Origin of the sequence: Dactylosporangium sp. NPDC005555, from assembly GCF_040605635.1 — a bacterium.
Lineage (GTDB): Bacteria > Actinomycetota > Actinomycetes > Mycobacteriales > Micromonosporaceae > Dactylosporangium.
Window position 1 is genome coordinate 46,306 of record NZ_JBEXDG010000058.1, and the last position, 26,505, is coordinate 72,810.

General features: G+C 65.9%; 33 protein-coding genes and 1 tRNA gene. 11 read left to right on the forward strand and 23 right to left on the reverse strand.

What is annotated here, in order from left to right:
- Positions 1-13: 13 nt before the first annotated feature.
- Complete coding sequence (locus ABZS58_RS40870) at positions 14-2,203, reverse strand: DEAD/DEAH box helicase family protein (protein ID WP_354789143.1); 2,190 nt, start codon at positions 2,201-2,203, stop codon at positions 14-16.
- A 256-nt stretch (positions 2,204-2,459) separates the two neighbouring features.
- Between ABZS58_RS40870 and ABZS58_RS40875 the strand changes: the two genes are divergently transcribed.
- Positions 2,460-2,768 carry a calcium-binding protein gene (locus tag ABZS58_RS40875; RefSeq protein WP_354789144.1) on the forward strand — a complete coding sequence of 103 codons (309 nt, stop codon included), beginning with the start codon at positions 2,460-2,462 and terminating at the stop codon, positions 2,766-2,768.
- A gap of 3 nt (positions 2,769-2,771) precedes the next feature.
- Entirely contained in the window at positions 2,772-3,914 is a 1,143-nt protein-coding gene (locus ABZS58_RS40880) for a hypothetical protein (RefSeq protein ID WP_354789145.1), read from the forward strand.
- Between the two features lie 256 nt (positions 3,915-4,170).
- Here ABZS58_RS40880 and ABZS58_RS40885 read toward each other — a convergent pair whose 3' ends face one another.
- The gene (locus ABZS58_RS40885; protein ID WP_354789147.1) at positions 4,171-4,596 is read right to left on the reverse strand and encodes a PIN domain nuclease; all 426 of its coding nucleotides are present in this window, start codon (positions 4,594-4,596) and stop codon (positions 4,171-4,173) included.
- Positions 4,593-5,075, reverse strand: a complete 483-nt coding sequence (locus ABZS58_RS40890) for a type II toxin-antitoxin system VapB family antitoxin (RefSeq protein ID WP_354789149.1) — start codon at positions 5,073-5,075, stop codon at positions 4,593-4,595. The genes ABZS58_RS40885 and ABZS58_RS40890 overlap by 4 nt, the downstream gene beginning before the upstream one ends.
- On the opposite strand from ABZS58_RS40890, the gene ABZS58_RS40895 reads away from it, so the two are divergent.
- Together ABZS58_RS40895 and ABZS58_RS40900 are read left to right on the forward strand one after the other, a co-directional pair.
- Positions 5,074-5,220: a hypothetical protein gene (locus ABZS58_RS40895; protein WP_354789150.1), complete on the forward strand. Its 147-nt coding sequence runs from the start codon at positions 5,074-5,076 to the stop codon at positions 5,218-5,220. The genes ABZS58_RS40890 and ABZS58_RS40895 overlap by 2 nt on opposite strands.
- Positions 5,221-5,418: 198 nt before the next feature.
- Positions 5,419-6,045 carry a hypothetical protein gene (locus tag ABZS58_RS40900; RefSeq protein WP_354789152.1) on the forward strand — a complete coding sequence of 209 codons (627 nt, stop codon included), beginning with the start codon at positions 5,419-5,421 and terminating at the stop codon, positions 6,043-6,045.
- Positions 6,046-6,153: 108 nt separating this feature from the next.
- On the opposite strand, the gene ABZS58_RS40905 is transcribed toward ABZS58_RS40900, so the two are convergent.
- The 4 genes from ABZS58_RS40905 to ABZS58_RS40920 all read right to left on the reverse strand — a co-directional run bounded on the left by ABZS58_RS40905 (position 6,154) and on the right by ABZS58_RS40920 (position 8,642).
- Positions 6,154-6,726 (reverse strand): Fic family protein, encoded by a 573-nt coding sequence (locus tag ABZS58_RS40905; RefSeq protein ID WP_354789153.1) that lies wholly within the window; start codon positions 6,724-6,726, stop codon positions 6,154-6,156.
- The gene (locus ABZS58_RS40910; RefSeq protein WP_354789154.1) at positions 6,723-7,037 is read right to left on the reverse strand and encodes an antitoxin VbhA family protein; all 315 of its coding nucleotides are present in this window, start codon (positions 7,035-7,037) and stop codon (positions 6,723-6,725) included. The genes ABZS58_RS40905 and ABZS58_RS40910 overlap by 4 nt, the downstream gene beginning before the upstream one ends.
- 341 nt (positions 7,038-7,378) lie before the next feature.
- Positions 7,379-8,326, reverse strand: a complete 948-nt coding sequence (locus tag ABZS58_RS40915) for a hypothetical protein (protein WP_354789156.1) — start codon at positions 8,324-8,326, stop codon at positions 7,379-7,381.
- A 61-nt stretch (positions 8,327-8,387) separates the two neighbouring features.
- Entirely contained in the window at positions 8,388-8,642 is a 255-nt protein-coding gene (locus ABZS58_RS40920) for a hypothetical protein (RefSeq protein WP_354789157.1), read from the reverse strand.
- Here ABZS58_RS40920 and ABZS58_RS40925 point away from each other — a divergent pair.
- The gene (locus ABZS58_RS40925; RefSeq protein ID WP_354789158.1) at positions 8,628-9,191 is read left to right on the forward strand and encodes a hypothetical protein; all 564 of its coding nucleotides are present in this window, start codon (positions 8,628-8,630) and stop codon (positions 9,189-9,191) included. The two genes, ABZS58_RS40920 and ABZS58_RS40925, sit on opposite strands and share 15 nt — an antisense overlap.
- On the opposite strand, the gene ABZS58_RS40930 is transcribed toward ABZS58_RS40925, so the two are convergent.
- Complete coding sequence (locus tag ABZS58_RS40930; protein ID WP_354789160.1) at positions 9,182-9,595, reverse strand: type II toxin-antitoxin system RelE/ParE family toxin; 414 nt, start codon at positions 9,593-9,595, stop codon at positions 9,182-9,184. The genes ABZS58_RS40925 and ABZS58_RS40930 overlap by 10 nt on opposite strands.
- A 112-nt stretch (positions 9,596-9,707) precedes the next feature.
- Here ABZS58_RS40930 and ABZS58_RS40935 point away from each other — a divergent pair.
- Positions 9,708-9,783 (forward strand) — tRNA-Arg (locus ABZS58_RS40935).
- A gap of 10 nt (positions 9,784-9,793) precedes the next feature.
- Here the strand turns inward: ABZS58_RS40935 and ABZS58_RS40940 are convergent.
- The 12 genes from ABZS58_RS40940 to ABZS58_RS40995 all read right to left on the reverse strand — a co-directional run bounded on the left by ABZS58_RS40940 (position 9,794) and on the right by ABZS58_RS40995 (position 18,161).
- Positions 9,794-10,951 carry a site-specific integrase gene (locus ABZS58_RS40940; RefSeq protein ID WP_354789161.1) on the reverse strand — a complete coding sequence of 386 codons (1,158 nt, stop codon included), beginning with the start codon at positions 10,949-10,951 and terminating at the stop codon, positions 9,794-9,796.
- Positions 10,951-11,163, reverse strand: a complete 213-nt coding sequence (locus ABZS58_RS40945; protein WP_354789162.1) for a helix-turn-helix domain-containing protein — start codon at positions 11,161-11,163, stop codon at positions 10,951-10,953. The genes ABZS58_RS40940 and ABZS58_RS40945 overlap by 1 nt, the downstream gene beginning before the upstream one ends.
- Entirely contained in the window at positions 11,156-12,859 is a 1,704-nt protein-coding gene (locus ABZS58_RS40950; RefSeq protein ID WP_354789163.1) for a replication initiator, read from the reverse strand. Before ABZS58_RS40950 ends, ABZS58_RS40945 begins: the two co-directional genes overlap by 8 nt.
- The gene (locus tag ABZS58_RS40955) at positions 12,856-13,092 is read right to left on the reverse strand and encodes a hypothetical protein (protein WP_354789165.1); all 237 of its coding nucleotides are present in this window, start codon (positions 13,090-13,092) and stop codon (positions 12,856-12,858) included. The genes ABZS58_RS40950 and ABZS58_RS40955 overlap by 4 nt, the downstream gene beginning before the upstream one ends.
- 14 nt (positions 13,093-13,106) lie before the next feature.
- Positions 13,107-13,607: a DUF2637 domain-containing protein gene (locus ABZS58_RS40960; RefSeq protein ID WP_354789166.1), complete on the reverse strand. Its 501-nt coding sequence runs from the start codon at positions 13,605-13,607 to the stop codon at positions 13,107-13,109.
- Between the two features lie 14 nt (positions 13,608-13,621).
- Positions 13,622-13,864 (reverse strand): spread protein, encoded by a 243-nt coding sequence (locus ABZS58_RS40965; RefSeq protein WP_354789167.1) that lies wholly within the window; start codon positions 13,862-13,864, stop codon positions 13,622-13,624.
- Positions 13,861-15,453: an FtsK/SpoIIIE domain-containing protein gene (locus ABZS58_RS40970; RefSeq protein ID WP_354789169.1), complete on the reverse strand. Its 1,593-nt coding sequence runs from the start codon at positions 15,451-15,453 to the stop codon at positions 13,861-13,863. Before ABZS58_RS40970 ends, ABZS58_RS40965 begins: the two co-directional genes overlap by 4 nt.
- Before the next feature lie 283 nt (positions 15,454-15,736).
- A complete protein-coding gene (locus ABZS58_RS40975) occupies positions 15,737-16,120 on the reverse strand; it encodes a transcriptional regulator (RefSeq protein ID WP_354789171.1) in 384 nt (127 codons plus the stop codon).
- A gap of 130 nt (positions 16,121-16,250) precedes the next feature.
- The gene (locus tag ABZS58_RS40980) at positions 16,251-16,979 is read right to left on the reverse strand and encodes a GntR family transcriptional regulator (RefSeq protein ID WP_354789173.1); all 729 of its coding nucleotides are present in this window, start codon (positions 16,977-16,979) and stop codon (positions 16,251-16,253) included.
- Between the two features lie 140 nt (positions 16,980-17,119).
- Positions 17,120-17,500 (reverse strand): hypothetical protein, encoded by a 381-nt coding sequence (locus ABZS58_RS40985; protein ID WP_354789175.1) that lies wholly within the window; start codon positions 17,498-17,500, stop codon positions 17,120-17,122.
- Positions 17,501-17,604: 104 nt separating this feature from the next.
- Positions 17,605-17,838: a DUF397 domain-containing protein gene (locus tag ABZS58_RS40990; protein ID WP_354789176.1), complete on the reverse strand. Its 234-nt coding sequence runs from the start codon at positions 17,836-17,838 to the stop codon at positions 17,605-17,607.
- Complete coding sequence (locus ABZS58_RS40995; protein WP_354789178.1) at positions 17,829-18,161, reverse strand: hypothetical protein; 333 nt, start codon at positions 18,159-18,161, stop codon at positions 17,829-17,831. Before ABZS58_RS40995 ends, ABZS58_RS40990 begins: the two co-directional genes overlap by 10 nt.
- Positions 18,162-18,479: 318 nt before the next feature.
- On the opposite strand from ABZS58_RS40995, the gene ABZS58_RS41000 reads away from it, so the two are divergent.
- Both ABZS58_RS41000 and ABZS58_RS41005 read left to right on the forward strand, forming a co-directional pair.
- The gene (locus ABZS58_RS41000) at positions 18,480-19,703 is read left to right on the forward strand and encodes a helix-turn-helix transcriptional regulator (RefSeq protein ID WP_354789179.1); all 1,224 of its coding nucleotides are present in this window, start codon (positions 18,480-18,482) and stop codon (positions 19,701-19,703) included.
- Between the two features lie 33 nt (positions 19,704-19,736).
- Entirely contained in the window at positions 19,737-20,414 is a 678-nt protein-coding gene (locus tag ABZS58_RS41005; protein ID WP_354789181.1) for a YdcF family protein, read from the forward strand.
- A gap of 4 nt (positions 20,415-20,418) precedes the next feature.
- Here ABZS58_RS41005 and ABZS58_RS41010 read toward each other — a convergent pair whose 3' ends face one another.
- The 3 genes from ABZS58_RS41010 to ABZS58_RS41020 form a co-directional block, all read right to left on the reverse strand.
- The gene (locus ABZS58_RS41010) at positions 20,419-22,284 is read right to left on the reverse strand and encodes a hypothetical protein (protein WP_354789182.1); all 1,866 of its coding nucleotides are present in this window, start codon (positions 22,282-22,284) and stop codon (positions 20,419-20,421) included.
- Positions 22,285-22,318: 34 nt separating this feature from the next.
- Positions 22,319-23,008 carry a PIN domain-containing protein gene (locus ABZS58_RS41015; RefSeq protein WP_354789183.1) on the reverse strand — a complete coding sequence of 230 codons (690 nt, stop codon included), beginning with the start codon at positions 23,006-23,008 and terminating at the stop codon, positions 22,319-22,321.
- A gap of 616 nt (positions 23,009-23,624) precedes the next feature.
- Positions 23,625-24,050: a DUF4279 domain-containing protein gene (locus ABZS58_RS41020; protein ID WP_354789184.1), complete on the reverse strand. Its 426-nt coding sequence runs from the start codon at positions 24,048-24,050 to the stop codon at positions 23,625-23,627.
- A 939-nt stretch (positions 24,051-24,989) separates the two neighbouring features.
- Here ABZS58_RS41020 and ABZS58_RS41025 point away from each other — a divergent pair.
- From ABZS58_RS41025 to ABZS58_RS41035, 3 genes are all read left to right on the forward strand, one after another.
- Entirely contained in the window at positions 24,990-25,481 is a 492-nt protein-coding gene (locus ABZS58_RS41025; RefSeq protein WP_354789185.1) for a winged helix-turn-helix domain-containing protein, read from the forward strand.
- The gene (locus tag ABZS58_RS41030; protein WP_354789189.1) at positions 25,460-26,065 is read left to right on the forward strand and encodes a transposase; all 606 of its coding nucleotides are present in this window, start codon (positions 25,460-25,462) and stop codon (positions 26,063-26,065) included. Before ABZS58_RS41025 ends, ABZS58_RS41030 begins: the two co-directional genes overlap by 22 nt.
- A 98-nt stretch (positions 26,066-26,163) precedes the next feature.
- Positions 26,164-26,349, forward strand: a complete 186-nt coding sequence (locus ABZS58_RS41035; protein ID WP_354789186.1) for a hypothetical protein — start codon at positions 26,164-26,166, stop codon at positions 26,347-26,349.
- Positions 26,350-26,505: the final 156 nt, after the last annotated feature.

Consider the following 26,505-nt stretch of genomic DNA (forward strand, 5'->3'; position numbering starts at 1 on the left):
GCCAATAGGCGTGCTACGCCCTGGTGAAGCCGAGCGCGCGGTAGCCGGGCATGCGGCGCTGGAGCGAGGCAGCGAGGATCGGCGTGGCGCGGTCGTGGTAGTCGTGGACCTCGGCGACGTCCTTGCCGGGCGCGGCACGGATCACCCGGCCGGCGCACTGGATGAGCAGCCCGTCGTAGGAGACCGGAGCGGCCAGGAACAGTGTGTCGAGGGCCGGCGCGTCGAAGCCTTCACCGATGAACGGCGTTGTGCCGATGACCAGTACGCCGTCTCCGGCCTTGGCGTCCGCGAGCCGGCTCACGATGGCACGCCGGTCGCTGGTCGACATGCCGCCCTGCAGCACGTACGCCTGACTGCCCCGCGAAGCGAGCGCGGAGTTCAGCGCTTCCACATGTGCGACCCGCCTGGTGAGCACCAGGCAGTTGCGCCCGCGCTGCAGGGCAGCGGTCACATCGGCGACGAGCTGTGCGTTGCGTGCCTCGTCGACCGCGATGGCGCGGTGTGCTTCCGCGATCGCAGTGGACGGCTCGGCGTCACCGGAACGGAACTCGAAGGCGGTCTCATGCAGGTACAGCAGCCGCCGTGGTCCCGCGTCAGTCTCCCAGGCGTCCAGCAGTGTGCCCTGCTCGTTGCCGGGCGGGTCATGCGTGATCGTGTGCCGGACCGGTCCGAGTTGCCAGAGGACGAGTTCGCCGAGTCCGTCACGCCGCGCCGGGGTGGCGGTGAGGCCGAGCCAGAACTGCGCGGCCATGCGTTTGACCGAGTGGTCGTACGCGGCGGCCGCGAGATGGTGGCATTCGTCGACGATGACGTGCCCGTAGCCGTTGGTGAGTTCGGCGACGTCGTCACGCCTGGCCAGCGACGGCAGCATGGCGATGTCCACCACCCCACTGAGCTTGCGCCTGCCGCCACCGACCTGCCCTGGCTTGATGCCCAGGAACTGCTCGATCCGGGTGCGCCACTGCTCGGCCAGTGCCTTCCGGTCCACGAGCACGAGGGTCGCCGTGCCCCGCTCGGCGATCACCGCGCAGGCCATGACTGTCTTGCCCGAGCCTGGCGGTGCGACGAGGACGCCGTCGTCATGCGCGAGCAACGCGCCGACCGCCGCGCTCTGTCTGGTGTCGAGTTGTGCTGTGCAGGCGACGTCGATCTCGCGGCCAGGATTCCGCACGTCCGCGATGGCCAGTCGCGATCCGGCACGCTCGACGATCGCTTCGACGGTGTGGCGCAGTCCGCGTGGCAGGACCAGGCGGTCGTCGACGGTGAGGTCGTACCCGCGGACGAACCGCGGCGTGTCCCAGGTGGATTTGCGCAGGCGCTGCAGTTCGTAGAATTTCGGGTTGGCCATGGATGCCGCGTGCTTGAACGTGGACAACGCCGCAGGGGTCAGCTGGGCCGCGTCGACGCTCAACCCGGCGCCGAGCTCCGCGTGCAGGATTGCGGGAAGCGGCGGATGCACCTTCGTGGCGTCGGATCTGCTCAACGTGGCGACGTCGGCGCCGACGACCGCCTGTTTCGCGCGCCGAGCGACCCTGGCCGCGTCGCCCGGGCTGAGCCGGTCGAGGGTCGACAGGTACGCCCACTGGTCCTCGTGCGGCTCCAGCGTCGCCAGGTCGAGGAACGCCGTCAACCCGTCCCTGCGCCGGCGGCCCTGCAACGGCGCGGCGATCAGGTTGCCGAAGCCGCCCTCGGGCAGCACGTCCTGGTTCGGGAACAGCCGGTCGTAGGAGCGCAGGTCCATCGTGCCGCGCAGCACCGTGGCCTCGTGGATCAGCGCGGTACCGACGCAGCGGGCAACGGCGGCGGAGATCGCTTCGGTGAAGAACACCCACACGTGTGCGCCACGCCCGGACTGGGAGATCTCCAGCGCCGCCGGCACCCCGCCGGCGCGTGCCGCCTTGGTGTAGGCGAGCGCGTCGAGCATCGCGGCCGGGCCGTCGAAGTCCGCTACGAGAAAGTGACATGAGTTGTCGCTGAGCAGTGGGTACAGCCCGATGAAGACGTCACCCACCAGGTGCGCCGAGACGACCTCGGCGGTAAGCGGGAGATACGTGACAGCTCTCCGATCGGCTCCCTTGCGCCAACCGCCGGCGACCGCGGGCATCCACCCGCTCGCGCCGGTTCGGTTGTTCTCCCAACGCAATGCGTATACGTCCGCCCGGGCCCGGAACCGGTCGGCGTACAGGGCCAGTTTGTCCGCCACCGGCGACGCCATTTGGACCAGGCCCGGCGGCGCGACGGCCGCCGACAACTGCTCCGGCGGCGGAGCGGTGTCCTAACCCCGCAGGTCCAGCAGACGCGACAGGCGCACATTCTCCGCCCGCAAACGCTCCAGTTCACGACGCACCCGGGCAAGCTCACTGTCCACCGTCACGTCGGCGCCCATGACAGGATCGTCGCACGCGCGATCCTGGCCCGTTCATCGTCACCGCTGCCGATGGTCGGGCTACGCTGCCACGGTGAGTTCGCTGAGCCGGAAACAGCTCGATGCGTTGGTCGAGGAGGCGACGGTCGACTGCTACAACGAGGACGAGCAGCTGACCGGCCTGTACACCATGATCGAGGACAACCTCGCCCTGCCGTTCACGACGCAGGTCCTCGGCGTCGAGGTCACGGTCCGGAAGGTTGACCTGACCGGCCAGCGGATCGTGGCGATCTGCCACCGGGGCCGCGAACGGCAGGCGATCGCGATCCTGGACCTCCCGTTGCCGGATCCGCCGCCGGCCGGCGCGCAGTGGATCGACGCCTACCGGCACTGGGGCGGATGACCCGTGAGCGAGTACCAGTACTACGAGTTCGTGGCGATCGACCGGCCGCTGACCGCGGCGGAGCAGGCCGAGCTGCGGGCGGTGTCGACCCGCGGCCGGATCAGCGCGTCGAGCTTCGTCAACACCTACGAGTGGGGCGACCTGAAGGCCGATCCCCGCGACTGGATGCGACGGTACTTCGACGCCCACCTGTACCTGGCGAACTGGGGCACCCGCCGGATCATGCTGCGGCTGCCGAAGTCGCTGCTGGACCCGGCGCTCGCCGCGACCTACGGCGTGTCCTCATCGGCCACGGGTGAGCATGTGATCCTCGACCTCCACAGTGAGAACGAGGACGGCGACGAGGAGTGGTGGGAGGACGAGGACGCCCTCGCGTCGATCGTCCCCGTCCGGGCGGAACTGGCCGCTGGCGACACCCGCCTGCTCTACCTGGCATGGCTGCTGTGCGTGCAGAACCAGGAGCTGGACGAGGATTCGCTGGAGCCGGCGATACCGCCCGGCCTGGCACAACTGTCGGGTCCGCTGCGCAGCCTCGCCAGCTTCCTGCGCCTGGACGAGGACCTCCTCGAAACGGCGGCCCAGGCCAGCGCGCCGCTGACCACGAAGGCGCCCTCCGCAGCGGCGCTCGCCACATGGGTGAAGCAGCTGCCTGCGGCCGACAAGGACGAGGCCATCGTGCGGCTGCTCCGCGGCGACGGCGTGCACCTTCGCGCCGAGCTGCTGCGCCGGTACGGCAGCGGCACGGCCACCGAGCCCGCGGGCGGCGAACGCACGGTGGGCGAGCTGCTCGCTGGCGCGGAGACCCTCTGGACAGCGCGGCAACAGCGGAAAGCGGTGCGCAACGCGGCCGAACAGGCTCGCCGGGAAGCGGCGGCCGCGGCTGCCCGCGAGCAGCGCCTTGATGACCTGGCCGCCGACCCGGAGCGAGCGTGGCAGCGGGTGGCAGAGCTGATCGCGACCAAGAAGCCGAAGGAGTACGACACGGCGGTCGCCCTGCTGACCGACCTGAAGGCACTCAGCGAACGCGACGGCCAACGCAAGACGTTCCGCGGCCGGATCCACCAGTTGCGCCAGGAGCACGCCCGCAAGCCGAGCCTGCTGGACCGCCTGGAACGCGCCGGCCTGTACGTCAGCACTGTCAGTTGAGTGCCTCAACCTGATCGAGAGAACATACCGATGACCTCAGAACCGCATGCGGCTCGCACCCCTGTGCCGATCGGCGCCTACGAGACAGAGACGCGATGGGCGGAGAAAGCCACCTTCGACCCGAACGATCCCACCGTGGAACTCGGCGAGGTTGCCGCCGGCAGCGGGCGCGCTTTGCTCCACGTCGCCCGCGTCGCGGACGAGCAAGGGCCACGCCCCATTGCGTGACCACAGGCGAGGCAAGTCGATGCCCGGGTCAGTCGATCGAGCCGGGGGCCGCCAGCCACGTGGTCGATTGCTGGGTCGACCGGGCGATCGTCTCGAAGTCGTGGTCGTAGTGCAGCAGTGACAGGCCGGACAGCTCCGCGGTCGCCGCTACCAGCAGGTCGACCGCGCTGGGTCCCTGGTGCGCCGAACCGTCCGCGAGCATCTGCTGAACCTCGGTGGCTCGGTGCCACACGTCATCCGGGGTCACCACCCACGCGAACACCGATCCCAGCAGCGCGGCATACCGGTCGTGGTCAGCCTTGGACTGCACTCCGCGAAGGAACTCCAGCTCAGTGAGAGTGCAGATGCCGATCACGCCGGCCCGCAACTGCGGCTGCCACAGGTCCTGCACCCGCTGGTTGCGGAACAGGCGCACCACGGCACTCGTGTCGGCGAGAAACCGAACTGTGCTCACGGACGGTAGTTCCTCTTGTCAAGCAGGTGATCGAACGCACCGGTAGCAGCGATCTCGGTCAGCTCGGCCAGTGCCTTGGCGCGACGCTGAACGGCAGCAACCTCACGGAGCGCGGTGTTGATGGTGTCCTTCTGCGTCTTCGTTCCGAGCAGGGCCGTCGCCTCCGCCAGGGCATCCAAGTCGATGTCGATGAGCTTCTTGGTCATGGCAGCCCCCATATATCCAACCTCGATTAAGAGTATATACGTTTGATCGGCGCTCAACGAGTACTCGGGCGACTGCTGGTCAACGAGACGACCCTGCTGCCGATCCTTGTTCCGCTCGCACCCGCCGCCACCGCGCTGTCCCGTGCCGCCGACCGCATCGCCGCGATCATGGCTGCGTACGGCACTGACAACGAGCTGGTCGCTGCCGAGGTCGAAACATATGAGCAGCCGACGGATCGCCCCGACCGCCAACCGCAGCGTCGTCGGGATCATGACCGAGTTCACGGTCCTCGCCGAACGCTGCAGGGGACGGGAGCTCGACGACCTGGAGGCATGGCTGGCCGCCATGCCGTGCAGCCCGCTGTACCGCACCCACACCACTCCGAAGAACGCCTTGCGGCACCGCCTGGCTCGGTGAGCGCTCAGGCGCGGCAGCAATAGGACTCGTCCGCGGGTGAAACGGCATCAACCGTCTGCTCGCGTCACGCCGAACTGCTGGCGAATGTCAGTCAGTTGAGCGCCGCCTCCTCAGGCCAGCATCTGCTCTCACATCTGAGCAAGCTGCCCCTGGTGTTCGACGTTACGTGGCCGTGCGTTTCATGGCACAGTTCGCCCCATGGATCCAATCTCCATCACCTACCAGCGCCGGTACGGCGGCGTCTGGGCCGTGTTTCTGTCCACCGGTGACGAGCTGACGGTCGAAGCCGGCCACGACGAAGCGGGCCTGGCCGAGGCTCGCGCTGCGGCTCGACGGCACATCGGCGACGCCGTGATCGCCGTGGAGCGGGTGGACACCACCACCGGCAGCATCGAATGGCAGGGGCTCCGATTCGAACCGCTCGCCACCACCTTCGGCATCACCGCACCGACACCAGCCCAGTCCGACCAGATCACCGCTTGCTGGGAGCACTACCAGGCTCAACTGCCGCCTGACATGAAGGTCGAGCTGTACAGCAACCGGATCCGCATCGAACCGGGTGCGTTCGGCGAGCGCGCGGAGCTGATCAACGCTGTCGGCGGGTACCTTGCAGACGCTGTTCCCGACGGCCAGGACCTTTTGGTGGCGCCGCAGGTCCGAGGAGCAGATCATGCACGGGAGCAGTTCCGCCGCGCCTGCGCCGTTGCCGTACCGGACGGGTTCGTCAGAGTCGCGCAGGAAGCCACCGGATTCGAGGACGAAGGCTGGATAGGCACGATCTACCTCGTCCTCAAAGACCGCTGGGACATCGACCGACCGTTCTAGACACCGCGAACTCCGGTGAGGATTCACGCCTTCGCCAGCCCTCGACCGACCTGCGCCGCGTCCGACGCCCTGAACGGCCTCCTTTGCGACGCCACCGACCCGAGCGGATCACCGGCTCACGAGCGAGTCGAGCATCTCCTGCAGCAGGGTGTTGTCACCCCGAAGCGACGCCATCGATGCTTCGGCGTTGCGTTGCGGGTCAAGGCCCGACCAGTCGATCGGCCAGCCGGCCTCTCGACTCAACTGGCGGAAGAAGGCTCGCTGCGCCCGGCCGTTTCCCTCTCGGAACGGGTGGATCGCATTCACCTCGGCGAAGTAGTGCGTCAGCCGAGCGATGAAGTCTTCCCTCAACAGGTTCCGCAGGAAGCGCTCCTTCCCCAACGCGTTGAACACCTCGCCCGAGTACGCCTCGATATGCTGCGGCAGGCAGAAGGGATCGCTCTTGGTGATGCCCACGGTTCGAATCTCACCCGCCCACGGGTACAGATCACCGAAGATCTCGGCGTGGAACAGGCGCAGGTGGACGAGATCGTAGCCGCCGGGCAAGATCCGGGTGCCAAGGTCCGCCAGCGCCGCTGCGGTCAGGTCGGCCTCCACAACGCGGAGACGGTCCGGGTCGGTGATACCGAACCGATTGCGGAGCACCCCGGAGGCTGGGTCGCTGTACGGGTCGACGGTCATGAGGTGTGGAGCTGCCGAACCAGCTCTCGCATCTGGGTCGTACTGAGTTCACCGCGAGCCCAGCGCTCCATGATCGTCTCGGCGGCCGAGCTGATCGTGAGCCCTTCGGCTCGCACGGAGGCGGCGGCTTGCGCCACAGACTGATTCCGTTCGGCGGTCAGCTCGTCGAAGACCTCAACGGAAACCATGATCGCCTCAGTCTTCCGGTGCGACCCCACACCGACCGGCGTACGGTCGCCCTTGCGGAAGCGCTCGAGGACCGTTGGCAGCTGCTCGCGAGCTTCTCGAACGGAAAGCGTCTCAATCAACATGGCTAAAGTGTACCCGATTGTGTACACATTTAAGGCATGGCTCCGCCGTGCACAGCGTCAGTCGCTGGGAGTACCGGATACCCGCCATGAGCTGTCCCGCTATGAGCGCAGGCTCAGGCTGCCGCGACGCCCACCGCTGGAAGCTCTCGCGAACCGCCTCGACCTGCCGCTCCCGGAGGTCGAACGCGCCAGCGCAGAACGGCTGCGGCGCTGACACGACGGCGTGGTGCTGCTCGCCCGAAAGGCCGGACCATGGCCCGACCTGGGGGCGTCCAGCGAAACGCAATAGCACTGCAAATAAAGCGATCCATGGTCCGCAGCAGCCGAGTGTGGCCTCCGCTCTAACGACGCAGCCTATACCGGCCCCGACCGACATTTTCGAAGTCGTCGAAGGTCGTCGCGTGATGATCGGGTGCATTCGCGCACATGCGCGACACAACGTGAGTCCGGATCGTCGATTCGGCGTACCGGCTGCCGCGCTGGCGCATCTCGGCCAGGACGTCGCTCAGGTCGAACTCCGCACGTCCGGATCGTCGCAGGATGTCAGCAACGGCGAGGAGGATCTCGTCGCGTGCGGTCAGCGCGCCGGTCGTCGACACGACCCGCGGTACGACGGCGGCCACCGGGGTCGGCCGGCCCGGTTCGCGAACAGAAAGTGTGAGGTACCGCAGTTCTACAACCCGGCCATCGTCGGCCGCGACGTTGGCGAAGTGGTGCCAGGCGCAGGTATAGCTGCCGGTAAGGGTCAGTGGCACATCACGCTTGTGGGTGGTCCCGGCGCCCGCTGTGGGCGACCACTCGTGCGCGCCGTTAAGCGTGCGGCCCTCATGGATGCGGAACGCCGCATCGATCGTTGTGTTCCTCATACCCGGCCGCCAGTAGGCTGAATCGTTGGTGAGCGTGAGACCAACACCTTCGTCGGCGTACCCGTCGGCGAGGAGCCGTTCAAGGCGGACCAGGTCCTTGACGACGTCATGCCGAGCGATGTCGTGGGCGCCCTGGTTGGGCAGGTCGAAACGGTCCACGCCGAGCGTGCCACCGAACGCTGCGACGAGATACTTCATCTCGATTGCGATGCGTCGTTGCGCAAGGTGTACGAGCAGGTCGAGGTGGATGCCCCTGTTCGGGCGCGGTTCCAGGCGCAGTTCAGCGTGCGGGTAGCGCTGCTGGATGGACCAGGCAAGGGCGAACTGGAAGTCCCGTTCCGAGTGGAAGAGCGGCCGCCGCCGCGCGAGGTCAACCATCACCGCAGAAATGTCCACGCCGTCGATGCTGGATGCTTCGGTCAACGACCGTTACCGCCGATCGGGTGATATCCAGACACGAAGTGGTTGCACGGCAGAAGCCGGGTCACCCACCAATCCCGAATTCGGCGGCGATCCGAGCGTTCGTCGAAGGTGAGTCCCAGTCGCCGCTGAGATCGACCTGTCCTGCGAGCGACCCGAGCGCAGCACGGTCGGTCCGACCCGCCGCGGGAAGGCGTTCCTCGGCGAGGTGGAAGGCGCTGACCCACGCTTCGGTTCGGACCCGCTCAGCGGCCAGCGCGTCGATGCCTCCATCGTCGAGCTCGGCGCGGATGTCGTCCCAGTCGTGGAACTCAGTCATGCGTCCTTCCTCCTCTTGCATGTGAACTCCATCGAGCTCACCCCAGACGGCCTCACCTACACCTACCGGCAGCTGACCGTCTTCACCGCCCCAGGGGTGACGGTTCACGGCACAACCAGGCGACGGGTGATTCCGGCGCGCGTGCTCGGCCACTGGCAAAGTGAGCCGACTGCTCCAGCCTGCCAATGCCACCCTGAGCGGACGTCGTTCTCAGACCACGTTGAGCTGGATATTGCCGATGCGGGCGACGATATCGAGCTGGCCGCCGAGCCCGACCACACAGGCTCGAAGCGTCTCCAGGCCGACGGCGTCGCCGTTCTCGATCTGGCTGATGCGCGCCTACGTCAGCCCGGTCGCTTCAGCGAGTTGGGCCTACGTCATCCCGAGCTGTTTACGGATCTCAGCCAGTTGAGCACCGCTGACCGAGGCCAGCATCTGCTCTCGCATCTGCTGGCGGCGAGCAACCCGCTCGGCGCTGTCCCAAGTCGGGTCTGCGGCGCGCGCCTTGGCCTTGACGTCCCGCCAGTTCGAAGCCTCGGTCACAACTGACCCTCCTCTTTCAGCGCCGCGAGATGGTCGGCGTACCGAGTGCCCGCAAGTTGGATCGCGTTGCGATACCACGCTTGCCACTGCCCGGTCTTGTCTCCTGCCACCAGGAAGATCGCCTCGCGCGCCGGATCAAACGCGAAGATCATCCTAACCTCGGAGCTGCCGCTGGAGCCCGGTCGTAGCTCCTTCATGTTCTGATACAGGCTGCCCTTGAGCCGATTGTCGACCAGTGGCCTACCGAGCGCCGGCCCTTGCTCGGTCAGAACGTCGATCGCCTCGGCGACGAAGTCGGCGGAAGGGCCTGCCCGGTCTGTCGCAGGAACTCGATGAGTGCTCGGCGAAGCGAGCCACCGAGGGTCAACGCAAACCAATCGGGCATAACGGACGGACCCCGCCCATCGCAAACGCCGGTTGTGTGATCGGGCCCCGCTCCCACCAGCCCGAACGAAGCCAGGTCACGCCGGGGCGGGATATGCCGACGCAGGTCAGCGTGGGCGTCGGTACACTGTGCTCCGCGCCCTCGTAGCTCAGGGGATAGAGCATCGGTTTCCTAAACCGTGTGTCGCAGGTTCGAATCCTGCCGGGGGCACCAGGTCAGACGCTTATTGCACGTCCTTCTTGATCTTGCGTGCCATTCGCGTGCCACTCGCCTTCCGCGCCACCTTGTCGAGATGCGCCGCGACCTCAGCATCTTTGCCGCCGAGCGGACGGGCGTAATGCCTGGTCGTGACGCTGGCGTCGGCGTGGCCAAGCCGAGCGGCGGCAACCAGGATGCCGTGCGAGTCGGACACCCAGGACGCGTGCGTGGCCCTCAGGTCGTGCGGCTTCACGCCGTCGAGGCCAGCCGCCTTGACCGCCTCGCGGAACCGGGTGCGGAAGCCGTAGTAGCTCTGCTGTCGCTCGCTCGTGTGCTTCTGCCGACCGCCGAACAGGAACACGTCCTCACCCTTGGGCAAGTTGCCGAGCAGTTCCGTCACCGCGTCGACCACGAACGCGGGCAGGATCAGCTCCCGCTGTTGATGGTTCTTCGGTGTACCGACCACCGAGCCGCCGCGGACCTGCGACACCGCCTCGGCGACGATGAGCCGGCGGCCCGGCACGTCGAACGATCGGCGACGCAGCGGCAGCGCCTCACCGATCCGCAGTCCGGCGTACGCGAGCAGCAGCACCAGGACCCGATCGGGCAGCTCGCACTTTGCCGAAAGGCGGGCGACGTCCGCAGGGGTGAGGACATTCGGCTTGGCATGCGGCAGACGAGGAAGGCCAGCGACGCGCCCACCCCGGCACGGAGTCACCGGGATCATGCCGTTGTCGACGGCCGAGGCCATGATCTGCGACAGGAGCCGGTACGCCTGCCGGACCTGGGACGCGCTCACGGTCTCGGCGAGCGTGCCGACCCACCGCGTCACTGCGAGCGGACGGAGCGCACCGATCTTCACCTTCCCGAGGTGCGGCTTGATCAGCCGGTCGAGGACCGAGCGGTACGTCTCCTGCGTCTTGACCTTCCAGCGCGACTGCGACGCGGTGAACCACTGGTCGGCCCATTCCGAGATGGGCATCTTCGTCGCGAGAGGTGAGATCCAGCGGCCCGACGCGATATCGCCCTCTGTCACGCTGAGGTATCGCTCGGCGAGTGACTTGGTCGGGTACGTCTGCGGCGCGGGATGCATCTGGCCGTCCGGCCCGGAGTAGCGCGCTTGCCACTGCCCGGAAGGAAGTTGCCGAACGGCTCCGAACCTCCGGCGCTTCTTGTCACTCATCACGCCACCAATCCGTTGCTGTGCAGGCCCATGCGGATCGGCTCCACAGTGGACTCATCGATGTAGACAGCGAGCGCATGCTCTTTGATCCGTACATGGGTGCCAGCTTTGACGTATTCGATCCGGCGTTCGGCGATCAGCCGGCGCACGAACCGTTCCGTCACTCCGAGCCGTTCGGCCACCTCTGCGACCTTCAACAGCCGGTCACTCACCGTTGCGTTCCTCCCCGTTGTCGCCGGATCTCTGCTGGTACTGCGCCGCCCGATCTCTGGCAGCGTTGATGGCGCTACGCCACTGCATGCGTTGCGCCAGCGCCCGTAGGAGGCGATGTCGCATCGGTGGCATGTCCGGGTCGTTCGGCTTCGCCAGCTCCCACGCGATCGAGGTCGGAGAACCGTCACCGGCTTCGGGCACCGGGACCTGGTCGATACCACCGGCCGCGCCGAGGAGGGCTTTGACCCAGGCGCGGGCGTCGTGGCGGTGGTCGGCGAGGGTCTTGCCGGACCAGTCGCGGGACACGAGGATGCGCCGACCGCCGATGCCGAGGGTGGAGCGCTGGTGGACGCGGCCCTTGCAGTTGCCGGGCCGGAGTTTGCCGTGCGCGTTCTTCGGCTGGATGCCGTAGAGCAGCCAGTTCGCGCATCGTTCCGAGCACGGCGTGACCCGGAGTTCGTGCCAGAAGCGTTCGAGATGCGCCCGCTGCCGGTCGGTCGTCACGGTGTGGCAATCGGCTGCGGATTTGGTGATGTACTTCGTGATGTAGCCGACCGTCCGGTCTATGTCCTTGCTGTCGGCCGCGACCCCGCGAGCGTCGACGTGCTTGCCGAACCGGATCACGTGCGCCGGCTCGGCGTCCGGGTCGTCGTCGATGGCGTCGAGTGCCGCGTCCCACGTCTGGAGCGGGGCGCCGGTTTCCGAGTCGCACCACTCCTCCGCGTTGGCGTCCCATAGCGGCCTGCACGTCGGATCGCCGATCTTCGGCCACCACACCTGGTGGTACGTGGCCGCCGCAACCTCACGCAGGACAGTGCGGGGGATGGTGCCGCGGATCGCGAAGTGCGAGTGCGGCGCGAGACGACGCTGCGGCTCGACACAGCCCGCGTACTGGACGTTCCAGCCGACGCAGCGGCGCAGGTTCTGCCAGAACCGGTCGAGCAGCCGCGGGAACGTGATCGCGTCCCAGGCTGCGCGCCGGTAGTCGTAGCGGGACGGGTCGAGGGGTGAGCCGTCCTCCCGTACGGGACCGTACGAGTCGAGCGTCATCGTCAGCCACATCGACGGCCGGTGCTCGGTACCGTCCGGAGCGGTGTAGACGCGGCCGACCGTACGCGGCTGAACCTTCTGCCGGGGCAGGGCCGGGGCGTCCTGACGACGACGGGTCGAACGCTGCCGCTTCGGTTCCTCCGGCTTGTCGTGCGACGGGGCGACCGTGCCGCGCAGACCCTCCCCCGCGATGGCCTCCTCCACCTCGCGGATCGCTTCGTCGACCTCGCCGACCTCATCCCACTTCGACTCCCGGACCGCCTGATCCCGGAAGTACTCGAGGTTCGCCCGCAGGCTGATCAGCGAGCGATGCTCCTCCGTCGCAGGCACGGGGGCGGGCGCCGGCTCGTCGACGCGGTGCCAGCCCTCGCGGATCTGCGTCTTCCGTAGCCGTCTCGCTCGTTTCGCGCACGGGACGCACTTGTCCTCGCGAGTAGCGCCGCACGGGATGTCGATGATTTCGGTCTGGCCGGTAGCGAGGTCGGTGCGGCGCAGGCCGACCGGACGGAGGCAGACGCCGTACTCGGTCGCCATGTCCTTCACGACGTCCGCGGCGAGGGGCATCAGCATGCGGGCGGCGCGTGATCCGGGGCGCGGGGCGGCTTCCGGTTCGGCTTCGAGGCCGGGCAGCGTGTCGACGGTCATCGGCGGCCCGCCGGGTGCCGGGCGTCGAGGAACATCCGGTCGACGACGTCGGCGTCACCGCGAAGCAGCCGTTCGCGGCGAGCGGCGGCGTACTGGCCGACCATCGGGTGACCGATGCGACGACCGCCCCACGGCAGCCGCTGCACCACGAGCCCCTGCGCGTGGGCACGAGCGTCGGACGAGGCATGGAACCGATCGGCGAAGGCTTCCACGAGGGTCTGCAAGGGGTTCACGATTGGGGCCTCCTTCACTTGACGACACCGGACGGGATCGCGCCGTTGAGGCGCTGGAAGACCGGGACGACGGCCGCGACCGGTTCGGGCGCCGGGACCTGGTCGACGACCACAGGCGCCGGCTCCTGCGGTACCGGCTGCGGCTTCGTGGACAGCACGAGCTTCACCAGGGCCATGAACGCCAGCGCGGGCACCGCAGCGAGCAGCCCACCGGAGAGTCCCGGCTTCGCCACCGCCAGCTGAGCGGACAACGACAGCGCGACCGCGGCAGCCAGGACGCCGAACGGGTACCGCACCGACTCACCGGTCCGCCGGCGACGCCGGATCACCAGCGCGCAGGCGATCGGGACGAGTTCGGAGATCGCGGCATTGGCCCAGCCGAACCAGTCCGCCGTCCCCTGCGGAGAGTTCGCCATCGTCCAGTCATGGACATGAGTGAACGACGCCGCTCCCGCCATGGCACCGACGACGAGCAGGATCACGACGAGAACCACACCCTCGGCGTGCTGACGCATCTCTGGTACTCCCCTCATCGGGTCTTCGCAGCGATCGGGACGCGGATCCAGTCCGGCGGTTCGCCGGTGGAGGCGACAGCTTCGGACAGGCACCGCCACAGCGCCCACGCCTCAGCGGGGGTGAGGTACATCCGCCGGCGGCCCGCACCGACCGCGAGGTAGAGGTCTTCGCCGTCGGTCACGCGGACGGTCACGGCGGATGAGCCGTTGGTGATGTGTGGTGCGCGAAGGCGGTAGAACCGCCGGTCGTCGGTCATGCCGGGTCTCCGTCCAGGAACCCGGCGAGGCTGTCGGGCAGCAGCGGCCCGGCCGTGCGCTTCTGCTTGTTGGTGTGGCGTCCCTGTCGCGGGATCGGCGTCGGCTTGACGATCACTGGTGCGGCGTAGGTGGCTGCCATGTCGCGGATTTCGTCGTCGGTGACGTACGCGAACCGGACCCGCTCAGGTTCGGGACGATCGTCGAGGACGACGTATCCGATGCCCCGCATCGACGGCCGCGCGGAAAGCTGGTCGCAGAGTGCGCCCCGGGCGCGGGAGCCCTGTCCGAGGACGAGGTCGACGTGGTTGGGTTCGTTGAGCCGCAACGCGATCCGGGTCGGGAAGAAGTCGCGCAACTCCACGACCTCTTTGCGCGGGTCCTGTGTTGCGCCGATGACGAGCACCCCGAGGCCCGCGCCCTGGGTGAGGAGCATCGCGAGCGCAGCTTTGGCCCTGGCGCGGAGGTCGGTGTCCTGGAGCAGGGCGACGAGGGCGAGGATTTCGTCGACCATCAGCACGTACAGCGGCTCTTCGAGGGTCGGGGTGTGCGCGCGGGTCTTGCCCTGCATGCGGGCCTGCCGCTCCCGCATCACCTCGACGAGTTCCTCCAGCATCGCGACCATAGGCGGGACGGTGGCGTACTCGTACCGGCTGAACAGCTCCCGGCCGAGGGACAGTTCAACGCCGCCTTTGGGGTCGATGCCCCACAGCCGCACCAACCCCGACCGGATCGCCGGGGCCAACGCCCGAATTAGCGACCACTGCACCGAGCCTTTGCCCGCGCGGGTCGCGCCGACGATCAGGACGTGGGTTGCGAGGAGCCGCAGAACGTACCGGACCAGGTCCTCACGCAGCCCGAGCGGCAGCGCCTCCAGGTCGGTCGCGTCCGGCACGTCAAACGAGGGGATGGTGCGGCGGAGCGGGTCGCGGCGAACGAAGACGAGCCAGACCAGCCGCGGCCGGTCGCGGTAACGGAACCGGTCGACCAGCCGCAGCAGCCACGCCCACCGACCGTGCCGAGCCTTCGGCGTGTCCCGCCGTCCGGAGTAGACGCGGCAGATGCGGGCGTTGAACGAGTAGGCCAGGTTTGCCGCCGCCGCGTGGTAGGTGTCCGGGTTCTGGCCGCGTGACATCCGCAGCAGCACCTCATCGGTGGCATAGGTGCAGCGGACGCGGAGCAGCTTCGGGACGTTCAGCCGGCTGTCGAACCGTTCCGCGCCGCGGCAGACGGTCATGGCCTCGCGCCAGTGCAGCTGGTACACGAACAACCGCTGCCACCACGAAAGCACCGGCAGCACGATCAGCCGTTCGCACCACGGCCGCCAGCGCCACCACCACACCCCGACCGTCGCGCCGGCGACACCAGCGAACAGGGCGAGGATTTCCCAGCCGTGCCGGTGCCACAGCCACACCGCGAGCACGGCGAGGGTGACGGAGATGCGGTTGCGCCACAGCACCGGCATCAGCCGGACAAGCAGGACCGTGGCCTTGAACAGCAGGTACGGGATGACGATCCACATGACCAGCCACCACGGCGCCGGAACGGACAGGCGCCGGAAGTTGACCAGCGGGACGTTGTTGTTCTTCACCTTCGACCTTTCCTACGCAGGCGCCAGCGCAGCGAACCGACCTCGCACGTCCCGGCGGACCGCCAGCAGTTGCAGCGGCATCCCGGAGAACCAGCGGGTGAAACGGCCGCGCGCATCGCGCGCAACAGGCATGAGCAGCAGGAGTTGGCCGGGGCAGGCTTGGCGACGCCGCCCAGAAATGGGCATGATGAAACCGCCTTCCACACCTCAGCAATGGGCTTGGTCGGCAGCGGGGCGGTCCGGCTTCCTACGGCATACAGACCGCCCCGCGCTGTCTTCCTGGTCAGGCGGCCTTCCGCGCCGACGGCTTGAACCCGCTCGCGCGGTACGAGTACGCGAGCCTGCCGGTCGGACCGACGTACGGCGTGACCGTCATCCCGTCGAACTCCACCGGCGCGAACGGCGCGCCGTTGTCCGGGATCGGCTGCACGGGTGCCGAGATCTTGACCGCCACCTCACGAGCCCGCCCGGCGAGGTCGGGGTCCATGTCCATGACCCGGACCGTCCACACCCGCTGACCGGTCAGCTTGTCCACCGCGGGCGTGCGGGCCTTCGTCACCTCGTTGTAGTCCTGCGCCTCGACGATCGAGTCCGGCACGAGCACGCATCCAGCAGGGAAAACGTCCTCGAACCGGATCGAGAACCGACTACCACCTTTGAGCGCCACAATCGTTCCTCTCTGACAACTGCTTAACTTGTTATGTGTGACTCAAGTGTAACGACGGAACCTAGCTTGTTAAGTGTTCAGACGAAGAAACTTGCCGATGGCTCGCATTCGAGTAATGCGAGCCATCCACCTAAGCAATCGCGAACGAGTCCTCGAACTCATGCCGTGCCGGCGGCACTGCGATGTCCAGCGCGAAGGCTGGCCTGCCACCCCGGGCGTACACAGCGAACAACGCTGTGAGCAGCCAACCGTCAGGGTCAACGTCCAGCAGCTCGGCCTCTTCGTGCGTCGCCGGCCGCGCCGAGATTCGCTCCGTCACGTGATCGAAGTGCATGCCTTTGCGCACGGCCAGGTGTTGAAGGACGCCTTCACTGAGCGGCGCTGCCGAGCCGACGGCTGTGCCCTTGGCGAGATCGAGCGGCACGTACACCGTGCCCAACTCGACCGGACCCAGGCCGTCAACGCTGACCAGCCGACGACGCACCACCACAAGGTCACCCTCGTTCAGATCGAGTGCGGACGAGGCTCGTGCTGGAGCTGGTAGCTCGCCGACATCGATGATGCGGAGTCGGCCCTCAACCTCACTGGCGAGCAGCGACGCCGCGTGTGCCGGCAGCGACCGCGGCTCAATTGGTTTGGACCGCACGAACCGGCCTTTGCCCTGCTGCGTGTCGATCCAGCCTGCCTGCCGCAGGATCTCCAGCGACCGCACGACGGTGGGCCGCGACGTGTCGAACTCGCCCATCAGTGCGGTTTCGCTGGGCAGCATCTCGCCGGACGCGTACGTGCCGTCCTCGATGCGGGCCTGCAACGCGTTGACGATGGTTATGTACTTGGGTGGTCTGTACTCGATCGGCACCGAGACCCACCATTCAAAGACGACAACATAGCTTGTCAAGACCTTAACTGTGTGGCAGTCGCGCTGTCGATCCTCCAGAGGGATAGGACTAGCGCGACGCGACGAAGCCCCGACACCAGACGATGCCGAGGCCCTGTTCATCAGTCTGTTGCAGCCGTACGCAAGGCGTCCGCGTGCCGCCGCCACAACGCTTCCATCGCACTCTCGTACGTGCGCGTGTCCGCCTCGTCGACGTCGGGACCATCGGCCTCGACATTGTCGACGTAGTCGCAGGTGTACGTGTACAGCGCTGACCTCAGATCCGCGCCGTATTCTGCCTGTCGCGCCGGGTCGAGCGCTTCCCAGCTCCGCGCCGCGTGGTCGATGACGAGCCGCCGGTCGTCCTGGTCAGTCAGCCGGTTGCCTCGGTTGCCGACCACCCGATTGTCCTGGAGCTGTTGAACGCGGCCGACGAGGGGGAGTAGCGCGATGGCGATCTCCAACCGGAGCGCGTCACCGCGAAGGTCGTCTTGCAGGATCATGCTGCGCCGCCTTCCACGTGTTCCGGGTGTCACCCGGAAGTGTCACGATGAGTGGCGGTCCCTTGGTGATAGCAGCATCAAGGGGCCGCCCCACACCATCGCTGTTACCCGGCCCGGTTGAACTCGCCGCCCTGTGCGCCCTCGACGAACGCGTCCCACTCACCCGGCGTGAACGCCAGCACCGCGCCGCCCGGGTCCTTCGAGTCCCGCACCGCGACGAGCGGCCCGTTGAGGCCCGTCACCTCGACGCAGTTGTCGGAGTACGGGCCGCTCCTGCTGCTCTTGACCCAGCTGACGCCGGTCAGGTCGACGGTCACGCCGTCCTTGCTCACTCGCATGGTTCCTCCTTGTTCTCCGCCGGCCCTTCTTTCTGGGCCGAGGACATCTGATGGATGGCCTCCTGCGTGGCCCTCACTTCCCGCAACCTCGCCGCGTACGCCAGCGCCGTGTCGCCGAGGCCCTCAGCAGCCCGGATCGCCAGGTCCCACTCACCGCCGAACCCGAAGTCGACGACCACGGTCACGTCATCGTCTTTGAGCACGAGGACCGGGTCGCCGTCCTCATCGACGGCAAGCCAGGACCGCAGCGTCCGGACATCGAGATCGAGGTCAGGTTGTGGCGCTACAGGCATCGCAGCGACGCGGGACGCAGTAGCTCTCATTCGGTTGCCTCCGTCTCCTGGCCAGAGCGATCCTCGTCCGGAGCCGGCAGCCCGCCGCAGTCGACGCACGGCCGGACCGCGTACGCCACGCCGGTTTCGGCCGCAGCCAGTGACCCCCGTCGGCTCACCAGCTTGAAGCCGCGCCCCTCACATGAACGGCACGTCGAAGTCGAAGCGCGGTAGACCGTCACACGCCACCGCCGATGGCACCCTGGACCAAGACCGCCCGAAACATAGAAGAAGCGTCTACCCATCTATGCCCTTCACCCCGGAAAATTGTTCCGGGGTCAACTCGGAGGGTGGTGCGACGCTTACCGCATGCGTGGGATGACGAACACCTTGACCATCGGCGAGCGGGTCGCCTGGTACCGCCGCCGGCGCGGCATGTCGCAAGAGGTCCTGGCCGGTCTCGTCGACCGTACCGAGGACTGGCTGAGCAAGGTGGAGAACAACCGCATCCAGCTGGACCGACTGTCGGTCATCAAGTCCCTCGCCGACGTACTCGACGTCGCCCTCGCCGACCTGGTCGCCGAACCGTCCCTCGTGTCGTGGACCAGCGACAGCGGCATGCGCACCGTCCCCGCCTTGCGCGCCGCCCTCATGGACTACCGCAAGGTGACGCCGTTCGGCGCGGACTCGTCCGTCGAGCCGCCGCCGATCGACGTTCTGCAGCAGGAGCTGAAGACGCTCTGGGACGCGTACCAGGACGCGCGGTTCGGGTACGTGACCGGACGCCTTCCGAGCCTCATCGCCCACGCCGAAGCCGCGGTTAGCGCCATGTCCGGCGACGCGCTCAACGACGCACGGCGGGTGCTCGGCCTCGCGTACCAGCTCGCCGCCGTGCAGCTGACGAAGATCGGCGAGGCGGACCTGTCCTGGATCGCCGCCGACCGTGGACTCGGCGCAGCCCGAGCCGCTGGCGACGTGGTACTGACCGGGACGCTGCTGCGCTCCGTTGCTCATGCGCTTCAGGCCACCGGCCGGTATCGCGAAGCCGTTCAGCTCACGAACGACGCGGCGAACTACCTGGAGCCGCACCTGTCCAATGCGACGCCTGAGCTGCTGTCGGTGTACGGGACGCTGTTCCTGGCCGGTTCGATCGCGGCCGCCCGCGCCAACGACGCCATCACCACCCGGACGTTCCTGTCCGCCGCCGACGAGGCTGCCACGCGTCTGGGTCACGACGCGAACCACCTGTGGACGGCATTCGGTCCGACGAACGTTGCCATCCACCGCGTTGCGACCGCCGCGGAGCTCGGCGACATCCAGGTTGCTGTGGACCTTGGCCCGCGCGTCGACACGTCTGGCATGCCGATGGAGCGCCGTGTCCGTCACTCACTCGAAGTGGCCCGCGCGCTCAGCGCCTGGAACCGCGCTGACGAGGCCCTCGACACCGTGCTCGCCGCCGAGAAGATGGCTCCGGAGCAGGTTCGCTATCACGTGCTGAGCCGTCAGCTGGTCCTGTCGTGGGTACGCCACCAGCGCACGAAGCCCTCAACGGTGCTGGTCGATCTGGCCCGCCGGCTCGATGTGATGGACTGAGCGCCCCACCACACCACCGCCTACTGTGTTGGCGTGAAGCATGCCGACCAGAGCACCCCGGCGACCACCATCCCCGCCGAACACCGCGCCGACGTCGAAACCTTGTGGGACTACCACAACATGCACCACGAACTGCGCCCCTGCGACATCGGCATCGGCCTCGGCAGCCACGACCTGGGCGTCGCCATCATCGCCACCGACCTCTACCACCGCGGCTACTACCCGCTCTTGGTCTTCACCGGCGCCAATGCTCCGACGACGAAGGACCGCTTCCCGAGAGGAGAGGCAGTTCATTATGCCGAATACGCGATGAAGCACGGGGTTCCAGAAGCTGCGATTCTGATCGAACCTCAGGCAGTCAATACTCAACAGAATTTTGAACTAACACGTCGACTTCTGGACGGTCGGGGCATATCAACGCGTTCGGCGATTGTAATGTCGCGTCCATATCAACAACGCCGAGCGTACGCGACCGCATTAACGGTTTGGCCCGGTCTCGACGTGGTGAATGCCTCGAACCCGATGAACTTGGATGACTATGTATCGAGTATTGGCGACGTCCGTCGAGTCATAGACATGATTGTTGGAGACACGCAACGTATCGAGATTTATGGCGAGCGAGGGTTTGCTGCCCCCCAGGAAATGCCGACGAGCGTCCGCGCTGCATTCGAACGACTGGTCGACGCTGGGTACTCAAGTCGACTAATCTAGCAGTTTAGGGCTCGGGAAAGGTGCCACCCAAATTCTCGACAGCTCTCTTGAACGCACGGCGGGCTAGAACGCTTACCCTTGCGGGTCGGACGACGGAAAAGCGTGGGTCGCCAATCAGGAAGTTCCGCAGCGAGTCTGCGTGAAAAGCTGACTTCTGCTTTGCTTCTAAAATCTCCGGAAGCGGTGGGCCATGAGTCTCCGAAACGCCCTCGATGATGTCTAGCTCGACTAAATTAACGATTTCCAAGGGTGCAATGTCAGAACCGGTAAGTAGGCCAATCGATTGCACTGCCTCTCGAATAATCGAATTGATGATTGGATTGTTGGGGAATCCTTCAGTCAATACCACAATTGGATAGAATCTAGTGGAGACGCGCCGCGTGACACCGGTCAGAGCCCGTTCATTGAGCCTAAGGTGCTTAATCGTCGCGTCGATCTGACGGATCTCTTCGATAATCTTGTCACGATCGCGGAGTAGTCCATTGACCGAAGCGCCATTCACTGTGTCGCGTGATGTCTGGACTGTGGTTACCTCAACCACCAGCCAAGATGTACCGTAGTCGACAACGACATCGGCAACCTTTAGTCCCTTATACGCTCGCTTCAGCGCCTTATCGGCGTACACTCGCTTGACGCCGATAGTTCCTGTCAGTGACTCAAAGACCTCTCGCGCATATCTCTCTGAGTAGTCATCAAATGCTTGACGCACCTTCCTCGCCTTTGCTGACTGTCCGATTCGCGTTATGCCTTCCTCGATCTCGAACACTGGCGCGAACCCTAGGCAGCGTCGAAGGAGCATGTCCGGATCAAGGATCATCGACTTGTCGTCGAACTTCACAATCGGATAGCGCGAGAATGCCGTGAAGTACCAGTCTAGGGAGTGCTCTCGGACCTCCCTTCTCACAGTCCGCTTATACTCGTCGATCGGCATCGAGATCGAGTCGATCATCTTCTCCACGCGGTCCAGGTCCCAGTTCAGACTCCTCGACAGAGCCACCCGGTCAACTATTGGCCCCCGCAAGATTGCGCTTGCCCAGAGCGAGATAACGACAGAAACTCGTTCCTCCATGTCGAACCCAAGCGCCTCGAAGAAGACGGACGAGAGCGGTTCCTTCAGGTACTTGCTAGGCGCATCCCTGGGCATCTCAACCCAACGCCGCATAAAGAGCGCCAAATGGGAGTCCTCGCGATACTCGGCGTTAAACATTGTATTTGCAGCAACCTCAAGAGCGAGCGCGTTTGCCGCAACCGTAGTTTCTGATTCCGCCCGATCGTCCGAGCTGGTCGAGAGGTTGTCGCCGAGAGCAAGGAGCAGGTGAGGAATCGTTGTCGAAACTCGCTCTCCTTCTGGAACATTGTACGGGCATTCTGCAATTATCAGCTTTTCGAGGATAAATAGTAGTTGCGGAGCATGCATCGTCGCGCCTTCTGCGACGGCATTAGCGACGCGGCTTCTCAGCGGTTCATTGAACATAGCAATAGAATCTCGGTCGAGTTTCGTACCGGGATCTTCTTCTCCGGGCTGACGTAACGCCGCAATTACGGATGCCGTACTGGCCAGAGCATCGAATAGTGGTATTCGTCGAAGTACTGCTCGAATCGCCTCCAGCTCAATGCGCATCCCGGTAAGCGTTCTTAACGTTGTGTACGTGCGTCCAAAGTCAAGCGGACCAATTTCCACAGCGGCAGCGGACGGAACAAGGAGACCGGAAGATCTTCTGCCAAGGGCCCCCAAGGCCGAGACCGTACTTCCGGCTGCATATGTGCGGTTTGACTCGACGGCCGCAAGGTAGCGACGCAACTCAGCGGGCTCTCTTCGAATAAAGAGCCTGCGAAGCTGTTGAAGCTCATCAAGGGGCTTATCGGTCATCGCTTCCTCAGTATGTCTCGACAGGTCACGACGTTCAGACGTCACCGAGAGGCAATCGGAACTTGACTCCTAGCTGCATAACGGGAATCCCTCGACTGAGACCTCGTACACGCATTCCTCTATCCCCAGAAACCACGGTGACAGCTCGTTCAACCGATTGAAAAATTTGCTCTGCGCGATCCAGAATTTCGTGATCAACATTCGAATGGCGTCGATGATTCGGCGGATCTGCGAGAATCTCTAGTGTGACGCCAGGACGAATTTCCGACGCACCCCCGACCGCCTTCTCAAGATGCTTGTCCAACATTCGCAAGCGCGTCTCGGCTCGACCTGCAAGCTGCTTGCTGCTCGCATAAGTCTTCTGGTCAAGCTCGTCCAGCACCACCAACGGAACGATCAGACGCGAACGCTTGAAGCCAAACTCTTCATTCCACAAAATTTCGTCGGCCGGTCGATAGTGCAGCATCGTGTTCGTGTCAAGGAGCAACATCTCTCCATCGCGCTCCCTTAATGGGACGAGCCGCCCTAAGGTGTCGATGGCTTCTAGAATATGACGCCTTTGAGCATCGAGTTCATCGGTCACTACAGCGAGACCGATTCGAATATCCTCGCTCCACCCGTGAGCGCGGATGTGCCAATGGCGTGTCGAATGAAGCAGCCCAAGCATCTCATCTTCAGCGAACAATGAGGTGTAATGGATTTCAGTGTTGCGTACCCATGCCATGTATGCATCCAACAAATGCTGCCTTGGGCGTTGGGCAGTACTCGATGCGTCGCGATCCCGCTCGCCAAGGACCTCGATTGCCCTGGCTGCAGTAACTCCGCGTCGTAGTCGCATCGTGCCAGCATCCCCCTTGTTCCTAGTCGATGCAAACGAGTTGCACGGTGGTCTTTCCTCTCGAACCGCACTGATGCGGCTAGCAAGCAGCTGTTGGCGCGAGTTCGAGCGTCGTGTGCTGCCCTCAACGATCTACACCGACGAGTCGTCCACGAGCTATTGCCGAATTTGGCTGTATTAGATCAAGGCGCCTTCGGCGCAGGCCCGGACGTGGACACGCAGCTCGGCGTGCAAGCGGCGCCCGGCGCTGCGCGCCAGCGCCGTAAGCCCGCTCGGCCGGGACGCCACGTCCGGGCCGGACGGAGTCGCGTGAGGAGGACGACCAGACAGGTCGACGCTTGGACTCGAAGCGCCTGCATCGGCTGAGTCGGCTTTAACGTGCCCTTTTCAACCTCAGTGATGGCCATCTTCGACGTGCTGAAGTGCGAGGGCCGCGTGGTGATCGCGGTGGATGCGGTGGCTGCGATTTTCCGACGCCCTCACCGGGAGGTGGCAAGCGCTACTAGGCGTGTTCGATCCACACGCCGAGGCGGGCGAGCCGCTGGATGGTCGTTGGTGAGTAGAAGACCAAGGCGCTCGCCGCACGGTCCGGATCGTCGTTGACAACCCTAATGCCGGCCTGCAGATCGAAGGCCCGGCAGGCGGCGGCGATGCCGTCGGCGCGCGGGTCGATCCGGTCGAGCAGCGCAGTCATCGCGAATTCGGTGATCGAGGTGTCCATCACCGGCATGCTGTACTCCCAGCCGCTCAATCGTCGTCCCCGCTCGCCCCGCCGGTTGCTGGTCGTCGGTGCCAGCCCCACCAGCGCGGTGACCTCGTCCGGGTCGAACGCCATCGCGTCGAACTCTGCAGCGCTGTACGACGACACGGCTTTCGTCAGCCGGTGCTGGAGAACCAGGTAGGCCCGTTGCGCATACGTCTCATCCATCAAGGCGAAGCGTACTGAGCCGGACGCCACAGCCGCGGCCGAGACTGTCGGCCGGGCTCACGTATGGCGATGACCAGCCGCCATAGAGGATGAAATGGCTCAACAGAGATATGAGCTACCGCGACGTCCGTCGGGCGACAGGCCGTCGCTCCCGCGGCGTTGCCCTCCGCGTGTAGTTGCGCTCTTGCCTCCCGGCGGGCCTCTGGGTCCCGGAGGGTGCGCTCCTCCGTACCCCCGTCACGCAGGCAAGGCCAAGCAGACCGCCGGCGGGGGCGCCGAGCGTCCGCACGGGACCTGAGCGTCCGCGCGGGCGAGGCACCCCCGCCGGCGGCCCGCTTCCCAGGGGTGCATGACGGGTGTACGGAGGAGCTTGGGTGGGGATGCTGGGCGTGCCATTCGCGTGCCAGTAACAGCGGTCAACGACGGCGAATCACGGGCACGCTGAGGCCCCGGCAGGCGACGCAACACCAGGTCAGAGCAGGTCAGAGCGTCAGCAACGGACGCAGTGATCCAATTCCTAAACCGTGTGTCGCAGGTTCGAATCCTGCCGGGGGCACCAAAAAGAACTGCGCCACCCCACGGGGCGTGCTGATCATCGAAGCAACCTACCCACTACCGCCGGGCCGCAAGGCCAGATCCGCACCCTCCGCTCCGGGGAGCTAAGACGTCGACGGCACCACCAACATCGCCGCCGCCAACCGCCACTACGCCCGCAATCCCAACCGCCGGTTGGGATTGCTCAGCATCACCTAACGACTTTGCCGGGGCCTTGGCCCGAACGGCTAGGCATCCGTATGGGCGACCCTGCCAGGTGACGGCATGGGCTCCATCCTCGACGACACCGAACTCTCGAAGCAGATACAGATCTTGAAAAGGTGGGGTTGATCGGTTGTAGTGGCGTGTTGCCGTTACGTCGGTTGAGGGTGGTAGGGCGGAGGGATGAGGTATCCCGATGGTGGCGGTCTGTCCGCGCGGCAGCGGGCGAGGCGTGCGGCGGTCCGGCTGGAGGCGGCGGGCTGGTTCGCCGATGGTGTGCCGGTCGCGGAGGTGGCGCGGCGGTTGCGGGTGTCGAAGACCGCGGTGTTCGGCTGGCAGCAACGATGGCGGCGTGGTGGTGAACAAGCTCTGGCGTCGAGGGGGCCGGGCGGCGCCCGGTGCCGCCTGGACGGGTCCCGGTTGCGGCGCCTGGCTGATGCCCTCGACGAAGGGCCGGCGGTGCACGGGTTCGGTGCGGACCAGCGGTGGACCCTCGCCAGGGTCTCGGACCTGATCGCGCGGATGTTCCACACCCGCTACACGCTGCGCGGCACCGCGTACCTGCTGCACCGCATCGGCTGGTCGGTGCAGATCCCCGCGCACCGTGCGGTCGAACGCGACGAGACAGCGATCGCGGCGTGGCGGCGGGAGGTGTGGCCGGCGGGAAAACGGTAGCGGCGCAGCGCGACGCGTGGATCGTCTTCGAGGACGAAGCCGGTCAGACGCTGCGCCCACCGAAGGCCCGCACCTGGGGCCGCCGCGGTCGGACACCGGTGATCCCGGTGTCGGGTAAGGGATCCGGGCGGGTCTCGATCGCCGGTCTCGTCTGCGTCAAGCCGGGCATGCGCTCCCGGTTCGTCTACCGCACCATCGTGCATCGTGGACGTAAAGGCGAGCGGCGCAGCTTCTCCGAACGTGACTACATGAGGCTGATCGATGCCGCGCATCAGCAGCTCGGCGGGCCGATCGTGCTGATCTGGGACAACCTCAACGTCCACGTCAGCGCTGCCATGCGGGACATGATCGCCGCCCGGGACTGGCTGCACGTCATCCGATTGCCTGCCTACGCCCCGGATCTGAACCCGACTGAAGCGGTGTGGTCACACCTGAAACGCAGCATCGGCAACCTCGCCGTCAACGGCGTCGGCCACCTGCAGGCGATCATCAAGAACCGGTTGAAGAGCATCCAGTACCGCACCGACCTGCTCGACAGCTTCCTCGCCCACACCGGCCTGACCATCGAACCCGACTCAACCTAACCTTTCAAGATCTGTAGCAGGACCGCTGCGCTTGATCGGGCAGCTTCGCATCGTGGAGTCACCGAATATGCGCGGTAGCTACCGGTATCCAGTCGACCATGATGCTCTCGACCGGCCAAGTTGCTCAGCTCCCTCGCCAGTCCGCGAGCATGCTCTCCATGTCGGACAAGTCCATCCAAGTTCACCCGGACAAGTCGATGTCACAAGCCGCTCTCGGCGTCGGCGCACTCGAAGTTGCGCAGATCTTGAGCCGCATGCTAATCGATGCGGCCACCCGCCGTTAAGGATGGAGCTCCGTCAGTCATCGTTTGGCCTCGATGACTGACCGCCCGCACGCTGTAACAGTGAGCCATTCCGCGTAACGATGGATGACGTTGGGTAACTGGTCGCGGTCGGGCAGGGCAACACGCCGGATCCGTTGTGGTGCAACAAGAAGACGC